Source organism: Flavobacterium sp. DG2-3 (assembly GCF_030730925.1).
Taxonomy (GTDB): Bacteria; Bacteroidota; Bacteroidia; order Flavobacteriales; family Flavobacteriaceae; genus Flavobacterium.
This window is the reverse complement of the sequence record NZ_JAVAMB010000001.1, coordinates 796,780-812,986: the sequence shown is the minus strand read 5'-3', so window position 1 is coordinate 812,986 and position 16,207 is coordinate 796,780. Positions and strand designations below refer to the sequence as shown.

Sequence of the window (16,207 nt, the reverse complement as noted above, 5' to 3'; positions counted from 1 at the left end):
AAATCTAAAATAATAATATGTTTGTAGCACCAACAAATACAGAATCTTTACTAGAGCAAGCTCAAGCGCAGACTTTATATCTAAATCTTATTGAACAGATTAATAAGGATTTCAATCTGGCCAATGAAGGAATCGATTTTCCGTTAAGCATTTCGCCAGACGAATTAAAAATCCAGCTGCACGAGAAAATCTACCGAATGATTCAGTACAAATTTGCTGAATATTTGAACCTGCTTTATATAATAGATGTTCCTGAAAACGAAATTAAAAGCCTAGACGGTTCTGATTTGGTAATTCTAGCCGAGCAAGTTGCTTTTTTGATTCTGAAAAGAGAATGGCAGAAGGTTTGGTTTAGAAATTATTACAAATAAGCTCCTAAGGTACTGAGTTGCTAAGGTTCTAAGGAGCTAAGTTTATCTTCTTTGCGAACGATACTTTTTAGTTTATCTAATTCTTTCCAAAGACCAAATCCTTCAGTATTCAATTTACTTCCAACAATCTGAAAACGACCACATTTAAAGCATATTTTTGCTACACCAATTAATTTTGTTTCTTTTTAAAAATAAAAATGTCTCGATACTCTGCTGCACAGGCAAAATAACCTTCAGGCAAAGAATCTTTTTCGCTAAAGACGTTTTCAATTTGTTTCTCCTGTTTTAATGAAAGTTCTGATTTTTTGTAATTATGCTTTATTAGTATTTTCTCAAAATCCTCTTTTGGAATTGAATCTGGAAAATCAAATTCAAAAATTTTTAAAAATTCTTCCTCATTTTGACTTGGTGTTTCTTTCTGAACTAATTTAAAAAAATCAGCCTCAGAAAAATTCAAATAATAATGATCAATTTCATCAGAATCAAAAAAAGGTCGCAATTCTCTTTTTGCAACCTTCTCATTTTCAATATTTGACTTCTTCGAATTATTACAGCTTAAAGCTATAATAGCGATAATTATAAAAATAAATTTTTTCAAATTTCTTGCATTTAAAACCTTAGAACCTCAGAATCTTAGCAACTTAAAAATAAACTCTCACAAAAGGCATAAATCCAGAGCCGTAAAGACTTTTATTCGGATCATACAAAACATCGTATCGTGCTCCAATTGTCACATTATTAGTTCTGTAACCTGCTCCTAAATATAGAGCTGTATTCCAATAGGCATCAGCAAAACCGGGATGGTAATAATTTTCTTCGTAGTCGGTATCAACCCTAACCTGCTCCAATTCTGCAGATAATTGCAGTTGCGGAATCGGGTTTACAAGCGTGATAAAACTTCCGCCGTAAACAAAAGATTCGTAATAATTTTTTTGATATAAATATCCAAATTGCAATCCGACACCAACGGCAACAATTTCGTTGATATTGTAAATCGCACTCGGCATTACCGAGACATTAGTGTAGCCAGATCCAAAACCCAATCCGAGACCACCTCCAAATTGAACTTTTTCCCAAAAATGGCTACTGTTGTCAATGACATATTTTTGTTGTGCAATAGTGTAACTAGAAAATAACACTGCCAAAATCACAAAAAAATATCTGCAATCGATTGAAAATTGAATTTTATTCATAGTTAACGTTTATTTTAACAAATTTTTACGTAAAAGTACGTAAAAAAAAGATTTAAATAAAGGTGATTGTTGTACTTTTGCCTTTCTATATAACAAAAAGTATATTCACTCATATTATGGATAGGTTTTCATTTTTAAACGCAGCGCATACCGAGTTTTTTGCACAATTATACGATCAATATTTAGTCAACCCAGACAGCGTTGAGCCTAGCTGGAGAAGTTTCTTTCAAGGTTTTGACTTTGGACAAACAACTTATAACGACGAAAACCCTGTGCAGACAATCGTTGAGTACGTGACTAGCGACAACACAGATTACAGTCAGGTTTCTGAAAAACTAAAGAAAGAATTCAACGTTTTAAAATTAATTGACGGATACCGTACGCGCGGGCATTTATTCACGAAAACAAATCCTGTTCGTGACCGTAGAACTTCATCTCCAACTTTGGATATCGAAAACTTCGGATTATCGGCGGCAGATCTTTCAACTGTTTTTGATGCTGCTCAAACTATCGGAATGGCGCCTTCTTCTTTGCAAGATATCGTAAATCGATTAAAAGCTATTTACTGTCAGCACATCGGCATTGAGTATATGTATATTAGAAATCCTGGCGTTGTAAAATGGATTCAGGATAAATTATCTGTAAACACAAACCAGCCTAATTTCTCTACAGAAGAAAAGAAAACGATCTTAAATAAACTTAACGAAGCGGTTTCTTTTGAAAACTTCCTTCATACTAAATATGTTGGACAAAAACGTTTCTCTCTAGAAGGTGGAGAATCTATCATTCCTGCTCTAGACGCTTTAATCGAACAAGCTGCTGAAAAAGGTGTTGAGCAATTCGTAATGGGAATGGCTCACCGTGGTCGTTTGAACGTTTTGGCAAACATCTTCGGAAAATCGACTCAAGATATTTTTGGTGAATTTGACGGTAAAGATTACGATCAGGAATATTTTGATGGTGACGTAAAATACCACTTAGGTCTTACTGCCGACAAAAAAACTAGAACTGGAAAAAGCATCAATATCAACTTAGCGCCAAACCCTTCTCACTTAGAAACTGTTGGAGCTGTTATTGAAGGTATTACCAGAGCAAAACAAGACAAATATTATAATGACGATTTCTCTAAAGTTTTACCAATCGCTGTTCACGGTGATGCTGCGATTGCAGGACAAGGTATTCTTTACGAAATTATTCAGATGGCACAACTTGACGGTTACAAAACTGGAGGAACAATCCATATCGTAATCAACAATCAGGTTGGATTTACAACGAACTACTTAGACGCTCGTTCTTCTACTTATTGTACAGACGTTGCCAAAGTAACGCTTTCGCCTGTATTACACGTAAATGCTGATGATGCTGAAGCTGTTGTACACGCTATATCTTTTGCATTAGACTACAGAATGCAATTTGGACGTGACGTATTTATCGATCTTTTAGGATATAGAAAATACGGACATAACGAAGGTGACGAACCTCGTTTTACACAGCCAGTTTTATATAAAATCATCGCTAAACATAAAAACCCAAGAGACATTTACGCTGAGAAATTACTTTCTGACGGTGTAATTGATGCTTCTTATGTTAATGCTTTAGAAAAAGAATACAAATCTAGATTAGAAGAAAACTTAGAAGCTTCTCGTAAAAAAGATTTGACAATTATTACTCCATTCATGAAAAACGAATGGGAAGGATTTGTTCAGGTTACTGATACACAAATGCTTCAAAAAGTGGATACCAGTTTTGATAAAAAAGGATTGGATTCTATCATCAATACAATCTCAACTTTACCAGAAGACAAAAAATTCATCAACAAAATCACTAAAATTGTATCTGACAGAAAAGCAGGTTATGATAACAATACTGTTGATTGGGGAACTGCTGAAGCATTGGCTTACGGTTCACTTTTAACAGAAGGATTTGATGTTAGAATTTCTGGACAAGACGTAGAAAGAGGAACTTTCTCTCACCGTCATGCTGTGGTTAAAGTAGAAGATTCTGAAGAAGAAGTAATTTTACTAAACGCTATTGAAAACAAAAAAGGAAACTTTGGCGTATTCAACTCTCTTTTATCTGAGTACGGAGTTTTAGGTTTTGATTACGGATACGCTTTAGCAAATCCAAAAGCCTTAACAATCTGGGAAGCACAATTTGGAGATTTCTCTAACGGAGCGCAAATTATGATTGACCAATATATTTCTTGTGGAGAAGATAAATGGAACAACCAAAATGGTATCGTGCTATTATTGCCTCACGGATATGAAGGACAAGGTGCTGAGCACTCTTCTGCAAGAATGGAACGTTACTTACAGCTTTGTGCAAGACATAATATGTATGTTGCAGATTGTACAACGCCTGCAAACTTCTTCCACTTATTGAGAAGACAAATGAAGAGCAATTTCCGTAAACCTTTGGTAGTTTTCTCTCCAAAAAGTTTATTGCGTGATCCAAGATGTGTGTCAACAGTTGAGGAAATCGCAAGCGGAAGTTTCCAAGAAACTATTGATGACAATACTGTAGATAAAAAGAAAGTTAAAACTTTGGTTTTCTGTACAGGTAAATTCTACTATGATATTGTTGCTGAAAGAGAAAACAACGGAAGAAATGACGTTGCGGTTGTTCGTATCGAGCAATTATTCCCTTTCCCAGCAGAACAAATCAAAGAAATCATTGCAAAATATCCAAATGCCGATGATTATGTTTGGGCGCAAGAAGAGCCTAAAAACATGGGAGCTTACAGCTTTATGTTAATGAATTTTGATTTCATCAAATGGAGATTGGCTTCATTAAAAGCATATTCTGCTCCTGCATCTGGAAGTTACACACGTGCAAAACGTCGTCACGCAGATGCTATCAGAATGGTATTCGATAAAAATTTATTTAGATAAAAAAATAATTGTTTCCTGTTTCAATCCCGATAGCTATCGGGATTGAGACTAACTAAAACTTTAAACAAAAACAAGATGATTTTAGAAATGAAAGTCCCATCACCAGGGGAATCAATAAAAGAAGTTGAAATTGCAACTTGGTTAGTAAAAGACGGTGATTATGTAGAAAAAGATCAAGCTATTGCTGAAGTTGATTCAGACAAAGCAACTCTTGAATTACCTGCTGAAATGAGCGGTGTAATTACACTAAAAGCAGAAGAAGGCGATACAGTAGCTGTAGGTGCTGTAGTTTGTTTAATCGATACAGATGCTGCAAAACCAGCAGGATCTGCTCCAGCAGCTGAAGCTCCGAAAGCAGAAGCACCAAAAGCGGAGGCTCCAAAGGCTGAAGCTCCAAAAGCGGCAGAAGCTCCTGCAGCTGCAAGTTATGCAGCAGGAACTCCATCTCCAGCAGCAAGAAAAATATTAGACGAGAAAAATATTGCACCAGCATCAGTTTCTGGAACTGGTAAAGGTGGAAGAATTACTAAAGATGATGCAGTAAACGCTGTTCCTTCTATGGGAACTCCAACTGGTGGAAGCCGTGGAACTGAGCGTACAAAATTATCAATGTTGCGTCGTAAAGTAGCGGAAAGATTAGTTTCTGCTAAAAACGAAACGGCTATGTTGACTACTTTCAACGAAGTAAACATGACGCCAATCAACCAAATTCGTAACGAATATAAAGATGCTTTCAAAGCTAAACACGGTGGTTTAGGTTTAGGATTTATGTCTTTCTTTACAAAAGCAGTTACAAGAGCTTTACAATTATACCCAGACGTTAACTCTATGATGGACGGTGATTACAAAATCGGATACGATTTCTGTGACATTTCTATCGCAGTTTCTGGACCAAAAGGATTAATGGTTCCTGTTGTTCGTAATGCTGAAAACTTAACTTTCCGTGGAATTGAAGCTGAAATCAAAAGATTAGCTTTAAGAGCTCGTGATGGTCAAATTACAGTTGACGATATGACTGGAGGAACTTTCACAATCACAAACGGTGGTGTATTCGGAAGTATGTTATCTACTCCAATCATCAACCCTCCTCAATCTGGAATCTTAGGAATGCACAACATTATCGAGCGTCCGATTGCAGTAAACGGAAAAGTTGAAATTCACCCAATGATGTACGTTGCTCTTTCTTATGACCACAGAATTATCGACGGACGTGAGTCTGTTGGTTTCTTAGTTGCGGTTAAAGAAGCTTTAGAAAACCCAGTAGAATTATTGATGAATGGCGATGCTAAACGTGCTTTAGAATTGTAATCAGCATAATTTTCAAAATATAAAAAGCCTGTTCATTTTGTTTGAGCAGGCTTTTTTGCTTATAAAACAACCATTTCCAAAACCTATTTTCTGACTAAAAATGATTATTTAAAAAAATTATTTAGAATAAATAAGAATAGCTTGCATTATATGCATTCAACATGTACATTTGCGCTATTAAAATCAATTCTAAATAAAAATGAAATTCAAATTTACAATTTCTTTTTTGAGTTTTTGTTTTGCTTTAATGACCAGCGTATCTGCTTTGGCTCAAGAAAAAGCAACTATTAAAGGCCAAATTAGCTTAACAAATAATGAAGCTGCAGACAACGTTTCTGTAGTATTGAAAGGAACAAAAATAGGAACAAGTACAGATGCAAACGGTTTCTATGAAATTAAAAACATTAAACCAGGAAATTATGTAATCAAAGTTTCTGGAATTGGATATTCTTCTAAAGAAAAAAGTGTTAGCCTTAATGCAGGCGATTCTATTATTGAAGATTTTAGAATTAGCGAAAACTCTCAAGAATTGAATGAAATTGTGGTAAACGGAAACAGAAAAAACCCGTTAGCACGTAAAGAAACAACACAAGTTTCAAGATTACCTCTTAAAAATCTTGAAAACCCGCAAGTTTATACTACCATTACTGCTGAACTTTTAAAAGAACAAGTAGTTACAAATATTGATGATGCATTAAAAAATGCTCCAGGTTTATCTCCGCTTTGGGCTTCTACAGGTCGTGGTGGCGACGGTGCAGGATACTTCTCTCTTAGAGGTTTTGCTGTACAGCCAACTATGACAAACGGATTGCCAGCTTTGAATAACGGAAGCATCGATCCTGCAAACATTGACAAAATTGAAGTTATTAAAGGACCTTCTGGAACTTTATTTGGAAGTAGTTTAATTTCTTACGGAGGTTTAATTAACCTTACTACAAAAAAACCTTACGATCATTTTGGTGGAGAAGTAAGCTACACTGCTGGAAGCTACGGATTAAACCGTGTTACTGCAGATGTTAACACTCCATTAGATGATGAACACAAAATTAATTTCCGTGTTAACACAGCTTACCACAGCGAAAATAGTTTTCAAGATGCTGGATTTAGAAAATCGTTTTTCTTTGCTCCTTCATTATCTTACCAAGTTAGTGATAGACTTTCGTTCTTGATTAATACAGAATTCATGAATAACAAACAGACGAACCCAACTATGTTATTCTTAGATAGAGGAACAGAGTTGAGAGTTCATAACATGGATGAATTAGGATACGACAACAAACGTTCTTATACAAGCAACGAATTATTTATCGAAACTCCTTCTTACTCTCTTCAAGGACAGATGAATTACAAAATTTCTGACCAATGGACTTCTCAAACAGTTCTATCTAGAGGATCATCTAAATCTGAAGGGTATTATACTTATTTATACGAAGGAACACAATTTGCACCGACGCAGATTAATCAAGGAATTGTTTTAGGACGTTCTATGAATTACCAAGACACTACTACATTAACAACAGATATTCAACAAAACTTTATTGGCGACTTTAAATTAGGCAGTTTAAGAAACAGAATTGTTGTTGGTTTGGATTATTTTAATAGAGGACAAGTTGACAATGGTTCAGGATACGTATCAAACGGATATGTTTATATCGGAAACTTAGATGTAGCAACTGTAAATAATTATTTATTTGGAATTACAGATCCAACAAAATACATTACAGATAATGATAGCGGTAATCTAACAAAAGCTGGTTCTGACAAACTTATTGCAGCAACTGATGCAAACAACAACAAAACAAAACAAGAAGTTATTAGCGCTTACGTATCTGATGTAATCAATATTACGCCTGCATTATCAGCAATGGCTAGTTTACGTGTTGACCGTTTTATGACAGAAGGTGACGTTACTACAAATGCTGATGATTTTAACCAAACTTCTTTTTCACCTAAGTTTGGTATCGTTTATCAGCCAATTATTGATAAAGTATCGCTTTTTGCTAATTATATGGATGGTTTTACTAACACAGCTCCAACAACTGATACCGGCTTAGGCGGAATGGGTATTCCAAGAACTTTCAAACCAGAACACGCTAACCAATTTGAAATTGGTACGAAATTAAATGTTCTTAAAGATAAAGTTTATGCAACATTCAGCTACTACGATATTAAGGTAACAGATCAAGTTTATACTGTTTATGGTTCTACAGGCGGAGTACCAACTCAAACCTCTTACCAGGATGGTGAACAAAGAAACAAAGGTTTTGAAGCAGAAATCGTTGCAAGCCCAATTGACGGTTTAAACATCGTTGCAGGTTACAGCTACGTTGATGCTGTCCTAAATGCTGGAGATCCTTCTTTTGTAGGACATAGACCAGAAAGCTCTGGACCAAGAAACACTGCAAACTTCTGGGCAAGCTATAAATTCCCACAAGGAGATTTACAAGGATTTGGTTTAGGTTTTGGAGGAAATTATGCTGATAAAAACTTAATCATGAACAGAAATGTTGTGGGTCAGTTTACACTTCCTTCTTACACCGTATTAAATTCATCTATTTTCTACGGAACAGAGAAATTTACATTGACGCTTAAGCTAGACAACATTGCAAATGTTGACACTTATGACGGATGGTCAACCATTCACCCAAAAAACATGAGAAGTGTGTCTGCAAACTTTTCATATAGATTTTAATAAATAATTCACAAAAACACCTTTCTAAAAATTTAGAAAGGTGTTTTTTAAATTTCTAAGATTATGATTACTATAGCCAGTCTTATCGTTTTTTTAGCTTTTTACACGCTTTATTACACCTCAAAAAGAGCGGTTTTATCGTATGATTTTGGTTTTGAAAAATGGATGAAAAACAATCCAAAGCAAACCAAACTTACAGGTCTAGGATTATTATTGATTGCTTATGCATCTTGGCTTTACACACAATCTTTAGGCTGTGGCACTTTGATGTTCTTTATTCAGCTAATGACTGTTGGAAGCTTAATTATCATTTTAGCACCACTGAAAAAGGTAAACCACAAAGCGCTTTTAGCACTTTTGATCATCATTTCTATTTTAGAATTTTATTACGCTTAAATCAAATAACGAATGCCAGCAAATCCAAAATATTTAACTCCAGCCTTTTTGCCGCGTTTTCTTAAAATCACGGCCGCAATTTTAGGCGGTTATTTCGTTGCCGTTTCTTTTCACCTTGCCCTTGCGGCTTGGTTTAACCGAGCTAATGTTTTAATGACAATGGCTTATAGCGGTTTTATTCTTTGGGTTGCTCTTATGGTCATTGCTTTTCTAGCCAAAAGTGGTTGGAAAATCTGGGGAATTTACATTCTTCTTACTTTAGTGTTCTGTCTTTTTATTTACTTAGGTCAAACTTACCATCCAACGGCAAAATAATTTATGAATAACCGTCATTACAATATCTATTTTCATACACATACTGTTAGCGGAATCGTTATCAGCGTAGTTCTTTTTGTAATTTTCTTTGCTGGGTCTTTTTCTTTTTTTAGAGATGAAATCATCAATTGGGAAAGAAGTGAATCCACTGCAATTACAAGAGAAATCCAACTAGACTACAATAGTGCACTGAAAGATCTTGACAAAAAACATATCCTTCACGGAAGAAATATTACCATTTCTAAACCTTCTGTCGAAGAAAGAGTAGCCGTTTACATGGAAGGAACCAAAGATACTTTGGCACCAGCCAAACAAAAAGAAGGTTCATTTTTCTATCTTGATGCTAAAAATTTTAAATCGTACACTTACGAAGAATCGTATTCTTTGGGAGAACTTTTATACCGTCTGCACTTTTTAGCGCAGATTCCTTATCCTGCCGGATATTATTTATCTGGATTTACAGCTTTGTTTTTCTTATTTGCAATCGTAACAGGAGTTTTATTGCATTGGAACAAAATTGTATCTAATTTCTACATCTTTCGCCCAAAAGAAAAATTAAAAACACTTTGGACAGATGCACACACTGCATTAGGAATGATTGGTCTACCATTCCAATTTGTTTATGCGGTTACAGGAGCCTTTTTTATGATTAAACTTTTAATCGTTGCTCCCGCTGTAATGGCTCTTTATGGAGGAGATGATAAAAAACTGTATGACGAATTAGAATACAACGATCCTGATTATACTTTTGAAAATAAAAAACTGGCCAATCCTTTTAATATAAATGAATTAGTTGCAAAGGCAAAAAACAACTGGAAAGATTTTGAAATCACCAGAGTAATCATTCAGAATTACGGAGATATTAACATGCATGTTTTGGTTGAAGGCGAATTATTATCTCATAAAAAATTTGTCGGCGTTGGAAAAGCAGTATATCGCGTATCTGATGGAAAAGAAATTGCTAAAAAAGATCCAGTTTCACAAAACAATTATCTTGATGCCGTAAAAACTGTTTTATACCGTATTCATTTTGGAGATTACGGCGGATACGCTTTAAAAATCGTAAGTTTCATTTTAGGAATTATAACTTGTTTTGTGATCATTTCTGGAGTTATGATTTGGCTTGTTGCTCGACAAAAAAACAATTTGCCAGAAAAGAAAAGACGTTTTAACGCTGCAGTGGTACGCATTTATTTGGCTATTTGTTTAAGCATGTATCCTATAACAGCGCTATCTTTCATTGGAAGTAAAATTTTCTATCCTTTAAGCCAATCTAATTTATTTGCACTTTATTTTGGTGGATGGTTAATCCTTACGATCTTCTTTATTATTAAAAAGAATGATGCTTTTACGAACAAGTTCTGTTTGATTTCGGGAAGTATTTTAGGATTCTTGATTCCAATTACAAACGGTATCGTTTCTGGAGATTGGTTTTGGACTTCTTTTATGGAAAACAAAATTCAGATTTTCTTTATTGATGTTTTCTGGATTTTCTTGGCTTCCATTTCGCTATACACGGCTTATCATTTAAAACCTAAAAAAGAGGTTTCTAACTAAAAGGTTTTTTTGTGCCACGAAGGCACAAAGGCACTACGTTTTTTTTGAATCTCGCAAAGTCGCGAAGTCGCAAAATTTTTCTTTCACGCTGATAAAAAAATCCTTTTAATCTTTTTAATCTGTGGCTAAAAAAACTTTGCGACTTCGCGACTTTGCGAGATTAATTTATTCCGCTCATATTAACCACTTTCAAACAAAATACTTACAATAACTTGTCCCTTATAAATTTTGAGCATACTTTTACGCTTTTAATCAAAAAATGGGATTCAAGACCAAAATACGATTTCTGCACAAATGGCTCGGATTAATTTCTGGGCTTATTGTTTTTGTAGTCTGTATTACGGGTTGTATTTTTTGTTTTCATGACGAAATAAAAGACATTACCCGAAAAGAATGGCGTTTGGTTGAACCTCAAAACAAACCTTTTTTATTGCCGTCTGAATTGCAGGAAAAAGCAAAACAAGCTGTTCCAGAAAACAAAGCCAGCATGGTTGCTTATTACGGAAAAAACAGATCGGCAATTGTTTACACCTATTCAGATACCGGAAATCTTTATTTATATTTTAATCCCTACACGGGAAAATATCTAAAATCAGAAAATCCCGAAACTGATTTCTTCATCATTGTAGAATACATTCATTTGTATCTTCTTCTGCCCGACTATATCGGAAAACATATTATTGGTGGAGCAACTATCATTTTTATTTTGTTGCTCATTTCCGGAATTATACAATGGTGGCCAAAACGAAAAAGTGATCTCAAAAGAAGTTTTACCATTAAATGGAATGCCAAATGGCGACGTATCAATTATGATTGGCACAATACTACAGGTTTTTACATTTCGATAATTGCCTTAATTCTAGCCATAACTGGACTTACTTTTACCTACGAATGGGTTGGCGACGGAATTTACAAATCTTTTAATTTGGGCGGAGACAAAGCAGCCGAAACCAAAACTCCTGTAATTGATACTACTGCATTCAAAACCAATTCGATTACAGCAATTGACAAAGCATTTATTCAGACCCAGAAATTAGAGCCAAAAGCAGAAATGTTTTTTATAATGATTCCCCAGCAAAAAGGAGATATTGTGAGCACTGGCGCTTATCCGCATACATTGCGCTATGATCAGCAGAGCAATTATTATTTTCATCCGTCAAGCGGAAAATTAATTCAAAGCCAGACTTTCGATAAAAAAACTTTAGGACTCCAAATTGTAGAAATGAATTACGGAATACATACCGGACAAGTTTTAGATCTTCCTGGAAAGATTTTAGCTTTTACCGTAAGTTTAATTGCTGCCGCGCTACCCGTTAGTGGATTTATAATTTGGTATGGAAGAAACAGAAAATCTAAAAAAGTAAAAGCATAAAAAAACCGCCCCGATGTATCGGGACGGTTTTTTTATAATTGGGGTTTCTGAAATTATGATTAATTTCTGTTTGCTAAAGCATTTTTCTGTAAGCTTTTAACCGAGCTTACTTTATTGTCTACATACGCAACTTCGTTTAAACTGTTTTCATTAAAATAAATCCAATTTCCAGTTTTTACTCCGTCTGTATATTCTCCAACGGCTTTTTTGTTTCCATTTACGTCATAAGATACCCAAACACCGTCTAATTTACCGTCTTTAAAAAAGCCTTCCTGCTGTACTTTACCATTGTCATAGTAATACGTTGCTTTTACCTTGTTTCCAGCAGCTTCCAATTCAGGCTTTCCTTCTTGTGCAACTACAATTCCTGAGAACAATATTGCAGCTAAAATTACACTCTTTTTCATATCTTTAGGTATTTAATGTTAAGAAATCTTTATCAAATATAATCAAATGTTTACATTAAAAAAACTTTTGCTTAACAATTTGGTAACATAGAATAAAAACTTAACATTGGAAAACTTCAAAAAAACAAAAAACCAGCGCTCAGGCACTGGTTTTACTAGTATTCTATAAAAAATGCTATTTTACGAAAACGTTTTAAATTTCGTAAAAAATTTAGTTCAATAATGCGCTAAGCTGTTTATCTAATTCAGGATCAGACGGTCTTGCCGCTTCAGATTTCAGAATATTTCCATTTGGATCTATCAAGATAAATCTCGGAATTCCTAATATACCGTAGTTAACAACAAACTCAGATTCCCAATCCTTGTCAGCCAATAGCTGTGTACCGCCAAGATGCTTATCATTTACAAATTTTTTCCATTTCTCAGTGTCTTTCAATTTATCAATAGAAATACTCACAAATTCAATATTCTTTCCATGATATTTCTCTTCGATCTTTTGTAAATACGGAATCTCAGCTCTACAAGGTGCACACCAAGTTGCCCAAACATCAATGTAAACATATTTCCCTTTCAAGTCAGAAAGTTTTGTTTTTCCTCCTTTATAGTTATCATAGTCAAAACCCGGAGAAGGTTTTCCAGTCAATTTATTAGCTTTTGCAACTCTCTCGTATTGTTCTGTGCCATATTGGTGAAAACTTTCGAAACTAAGTTTTAAAGATTTTTTAAACTCTGGATCAAAATTATTCTTTTCTAAAGTTTCTGTATCCGATTTTAATTTGCCGTCAAGCAAAGCAGTAAATTCAGCTGGTTCTTTAGTAAAAGCATCTTTCTGAAAGTTTTCGTCCTTTAGGGCTTGCTGCGCTAAAAAATTACTTTCATCAACACCTTTACCTTTATAAACAATAGTTTCGTCAAATTCTTTTGCATCCATTGTTAAATTGATTTCAGAATTTGGCTTTAAGTATAAATTAGAAGATTCCTTTCCGTCAGAAAACACATAAAAACCCTGAGGAGCATCAAAAGTTGCAGCAAAAACTTCCTTTTTATCAATTGGAATTACTTGTCTGAAATTATCTCTACCTCTTATTACAAGAGTATCGCTATTTCTATTGGCAATCTTTGCGGTAAATTTTATTGAATTTTTGCTTTGACCGATAACATTCAAAGCATTAAAAATTACCAAACCCGCAATAAAAAGTTTTTTCATAGGTATTATAATTAGTTTTTAGATAATCAAAACTAAATAAATTAAAGCTTTCAGATTTGACAATTAACAAAATATTTAAAATTATTCTGCATCAACTTCTCACTTTACTATATTAATTTGAATTTTGTGTTTACTTTTGCAGTCTAAAATTTTGATTATGTATAGAAGTCATAATTGTGGCGAATTAAATGCCTCAAATATTAATACGGAAGTTACACTAGCGGGATGGGTTCAAAAATCTCGTGATAAAGGATTTATGAATTGGGTTGACTTACGTGACCGTTACGGAATTACACAACTTATTTTTGACGAAAGCCGTACCGATAAAACCGTTTTTGAATTGGCAAAAACTCTAGGAAGAGAATTTGTTATTCAGGTAAAAGGAACTGTAATTGAGCGTGAAGCTAAAAACAAAAATATTCCAACAGGTGAAATCGAAATTTTAGTTTCTGAATTAACGATTTTAAATTCGGCTTTAACTCCTCCTTTTACGATTGAAGATGAAACAGACGGTGGTGAAGATATCAGAATGAAATACCGTTATTTGGACATCAGAAGAAATCCAGTAAAAAACAGTTTATTGTTCCGTCACAAAGTGGCAATGGAAGTTCGTAAATATTTATCTGATTTGGATTTCTGTGAAGTTGAAACTCCTTATTTAATTAAATCTACTCCAGAAGGAGCAAGAGATTTCGTTGTGCCAAGCCGTATGAACGAAGGTCAGTTTTATGCTTTACCGCAATCGCCACAAACTTTCAAACAGCTTTTGATGGTTGGAGGAATGGATAAATATTTCCAAATTGTAAAATGTTTCCGTGATGAAGATTTACGTGCAGACCGTCAGCCTGAGTTTACACAGATTGACTGCGAAATGGCATTTGTGGAACAAGAAGATATTTTGAATGTTTTTGAAGGATTGACAAGACATTTATTAAAAGAAATTAAAGGTATTGAAGTAGAGAAATTCCCAAGAATTACTTACGACTATGCCATGAAAACATACGGAAACGACAAACCGGACATTCGTTTCGGAATGAAGTTTGGAGAATTAAACGAGTTTGCACAGCATAAAGAATTTCCTGTATTCAATGCAGCAGAATTAGTTGTCGGAATTGCTGTTCCGGGAGCAGGAAACTACACTCGTAAAGAAATTGACGGATTAATTGACTGGGTAAAGCGTCCGCAAGTTGGCGCATCTGGAATGGTTTATGTAAAATGCAACGAAGACGGAACATATAAATCATCTGTAGATAAATTCTACGATCAAGACGATTTGGCAAACTGGGCAAAAGCAACAGAAGCAAATCCTGGCGATATGATTTTTGTACTTTCTGGTCCTGCAAACAAAACACGTGCTCAGCTTTCTGCTTTACGTATGGAACTAGCAACTCGTTTAGGATTGCGTAATCCAGAAGAATTTGCACCTCTTTGGGTTGTAGATTTCCCACTATTAGAGCTTGACGAAGAAAGCGGCCGTTACCACGCTATGCACCATCCATTTACTTCTCCAAAACCAGAAGATATGGCTTTATTGGAAACTGATCCGGGAAAAGTTCGCGCAAATGCATACGACATGGTTTTGAACGGTAACGAAATTGGTGGAGGATCTATTCGTATCCACGATAAGGCGACACAGCAATTGATGTTTAAATATTTAGGATTTACCGAAGAAGAAGCAAAAGCGCAATTTGGTTTCTTAATGGATGCTTTCCAATTTGGAGCACCGCCACACGGAGGGCTTGCTTTTGGTTTGGATAGATTGGTTGCCATCTTAGGCGGACAAGAAACAATTAGAGATTTTATCGCTTTCCCAAAAAATAATTCTGGGCGCGACGTAATGATCGATGCACCTGCTGCAATTGATGATGCACAATTAAAAGAACTAAAAATTAAAGTAGATATTGCTTAGTTTTAAATAGTTCCTTCATAAAAACTAAAAACGCGTTGCAATTGCAGCGCGTTTTTTGGTTTAATAAAATGTTAAGAAAAATCTTAAGGCTATTTTTTTTGAATTATCAAATTCTTACAAATGCAATATTTTTAGATTCTTACAATTAATGATTCGCAAATTTCACTATTCTATAAATAAATTGATGCAATAAACCGCGTAAAAACACTGTAAATCAATAATTTTTACAAAAAATTAACACGTAGATGTCTTTTGTATTATTTTATATATTACATTTGTTTTATTATAAATTATTATTACAATTACAATGCGTACAGGTACAGTAAAATTTTTCAATGAATCTAAAGGTTATGGATTCATTACAGACGAAGAAACAGGAAAGGACATCTTCGTTCACGCTTCAGGAATTAACGCGGAAGAATTACGCGAAGGTGACCGTGTAAGCTACGAAGAAGAAGAAGGAAGAAAAGGGAAAGTTGCTGCTAAAGTAGCAGTAATCTAAGAAAAATATAGCAATTTATTTTTTTTGCCTCTGAATGGTCTCAGAAAACGTCTCGAAATATCGGGACGTTTTTTTTTACCCATTTCT

At 34.6% G+C, this 16,207-nt stretch carries 14 protein-coding genes; 10 read left to right on the top strand and 4 right to left on the bottom strand.

The features are described from left to right. Positions 1 to 17 precede the first annotated feature (17 nt). Positions 18 to 371, top strand: a complete 354-nt coding sequence (locus Q9Q97_RS03455) for a hypothetical protein (RefSeq protein ID WP_306154643.1) — start codon at positions 18 to 20, stop codon at positions 369 to 371. 169 nt (positions 372 to 540) lie between these two features. Here Q9Q97_RS03455 and Q9Q97_RS03450 read toward each other — a convergent pair whose 3' ends face one another. Together Q9Q97_RS03450 and Q9Q97_RS03445 are read right to left on the bottom strand one after the other, a co-directional pair. Next, entirely contained in the window at positions 541 to 969 is a 429-nt protein-coding gene (locus tag Q9Q97_RS03450) for a hypothetical protein (protein ID WP_306154641.1), read from the bottom strand. 43 nt (positions 970 to 1,012) lie between these two features. Continuing rightward, a complete protein-coding gene (locus tag Q9Q97_RS03445) occupies positions 1,013 to 1,564 on the bottom strand; it encodes a hypothetical protein (protein WP_306154639.1) in 552 nt (183 codons plus the stop codon). A gap of 116 nt (positions 1,565 to 1,680) precedes the next feature. Between Q9Q97_RS03445 and Q9Q97_RS03440 the strand changes: the two genes are divergently transcribed. The 7 genes from Q9Q97_RS03440 (at position 1,681) to Q9Q97_RS03410 (ending at position 12,095) form a co-directional block, all read left to right on the top strand. After that, on the top strand, positions 1,681 to 4,455 hold the full coding sequence (locus Q9Q97_RS03440; protein ID WP_306154638.1) for a 2-oxoglutarate dehydrogenase E1 component: 2,775 nt from the start codon (positions 1,681 to 1,683) through the stop codon (positions 4,453 to 4,455). A gap of 75 nt (positions 4,456 to 4,530) precedes the next feature. Beyond that, complete coding sequence (gene odhB, locus Q9Q97_RS03435) at positions 4,531 to 5,763, top strand: 2-oxoglutarate dehydrogenase complex dihydrolipoyllysine-residue succinyltransferase (protein WP_306154636.1); 1,233 nt, start codon at positions 4,531 to 4,533, stop codon at positions 5,761 to 5,763. A gap of 199 nt (positions 5,764 to 5,962) precedes the next feature. Beyond that, positions 5,963 to 8,455, top strand: coding sequence for a TonB-dependent receptor (locus Q9Q97_RS03430; protein WP_306154634.1), 2,493 nt, complete (start codon positions 5,963 to 5,965; stop codon positions 8,453 to 8,455). 63 nt (positions 8,456 to 8,518) lie between these two features. Continuing rightward, a complete protein-coding gene (locus Q9Q97_RS03425) occupies positions 8,519 to 8,851 on the top strand; it encodes a hypothetical protein (protein ID WP_306154633.1) in 333 nt (110 codons plus the stop codon). Between the two features lie 12 nt (positions 8,852 to 8,863). Next, on the top strand, positions 8,864 to 9,166 hold the full coding sequence (locus Q9Q97_RS03420; protein ID WP_306154631.1) for a hypothetical protein: 303 nt from the start codon (positions 8,864 to 8,866) through the stop codon (positions 9,164 to 9,166). Positions 9,167 to 9,169: 3 nt separating this feature from the next. Continuing rightward, the gene (locus tag Q9Q97_RS03415) at positions 9,170 to 10,723 is read left to right on the top strand and encodes a PepSY domain-containing protein (RefSeq protein WP_306154629.1); all 1,554 of its coding nucleotides are present in this window, start codon (positions 9,170 to 9,172) and stop codon (positions 10,721 to 10,723) included. Between the two features lie 259 nt (positions 10,724 to 10,982). Then, positions 10,983 to 12,095 carry a PepSY domain-containing protein gene (locus tag Q9Q97_RS03410; RefSeq protein ID WP_306154627.1) on the top strand — a complete coding sequence of 371 codons (1,113 nt, stop codon included), beginning with the start codon at positions 10,983 to 10,985 and terminating at the stop codon, positions 12,093 to 12,095. A 59-nt stretch (positions 12,096 to 12,154) separates the two neighbouring features. On the opposite strand, the gene Q9Q97_RS03405 is transcribed toward Q9Q97_RS03410, so the two are convergent. Then, complete coding sequence (locus Q9Q97_RS03405) at positions 12,155 to 12,502, bottom strand: toxin-antitoxin system YwqK family antitoxin (RefSeq protein WP_306154625.1); 348 nt, start codon at positions 12,500 to 12,502, stop codon at positions 12,155 to 12,157. Positions 12,503 to 12,713: 211 nt separating this feature from the next. After that, a complete protein-coding gene (locus Q9Q97_RS03400; protein ID WP_306154623.1) occupies positions 12,714 to 13,709 on the bottom strand; it encodes a TlpA disulfide reductase family protein in 996 nt (331 codons plus the stop codon). Between the two features lie 157 nt (positions 13,710 to 13,866). On the opposite strand from Q9Q97_RS03400, the gene aspS reads away from it, so the two are divergent. Next, positions 13,867 to 15,618, top strand: coding sequence for an aspartate--tRNA ligase (gene aspS, locus Q9Q97_RS03395; RefSeq protein WP_306154621.1), 1,752 nt, complete (start codon positions 13,867 to 13,869; stop codon positions 15,616 to 15,618). A gap of 307 nt (positions 15,619 to 15,925) precedes the next feature. Further along, complete coding sequence (locus Q9Q97_RS03390) at positions 15,926 to 16,120, top strand: cold-shock protein (RefSeq protein ID WP_007137066.1); 195 nt, start codon at positions 15,926 to 15,928, stop codon at positions 16,118 to 16,120. The last annotated feature ends 87 nt before the right edge of the window (positions 16,121 to 16,207 follow it).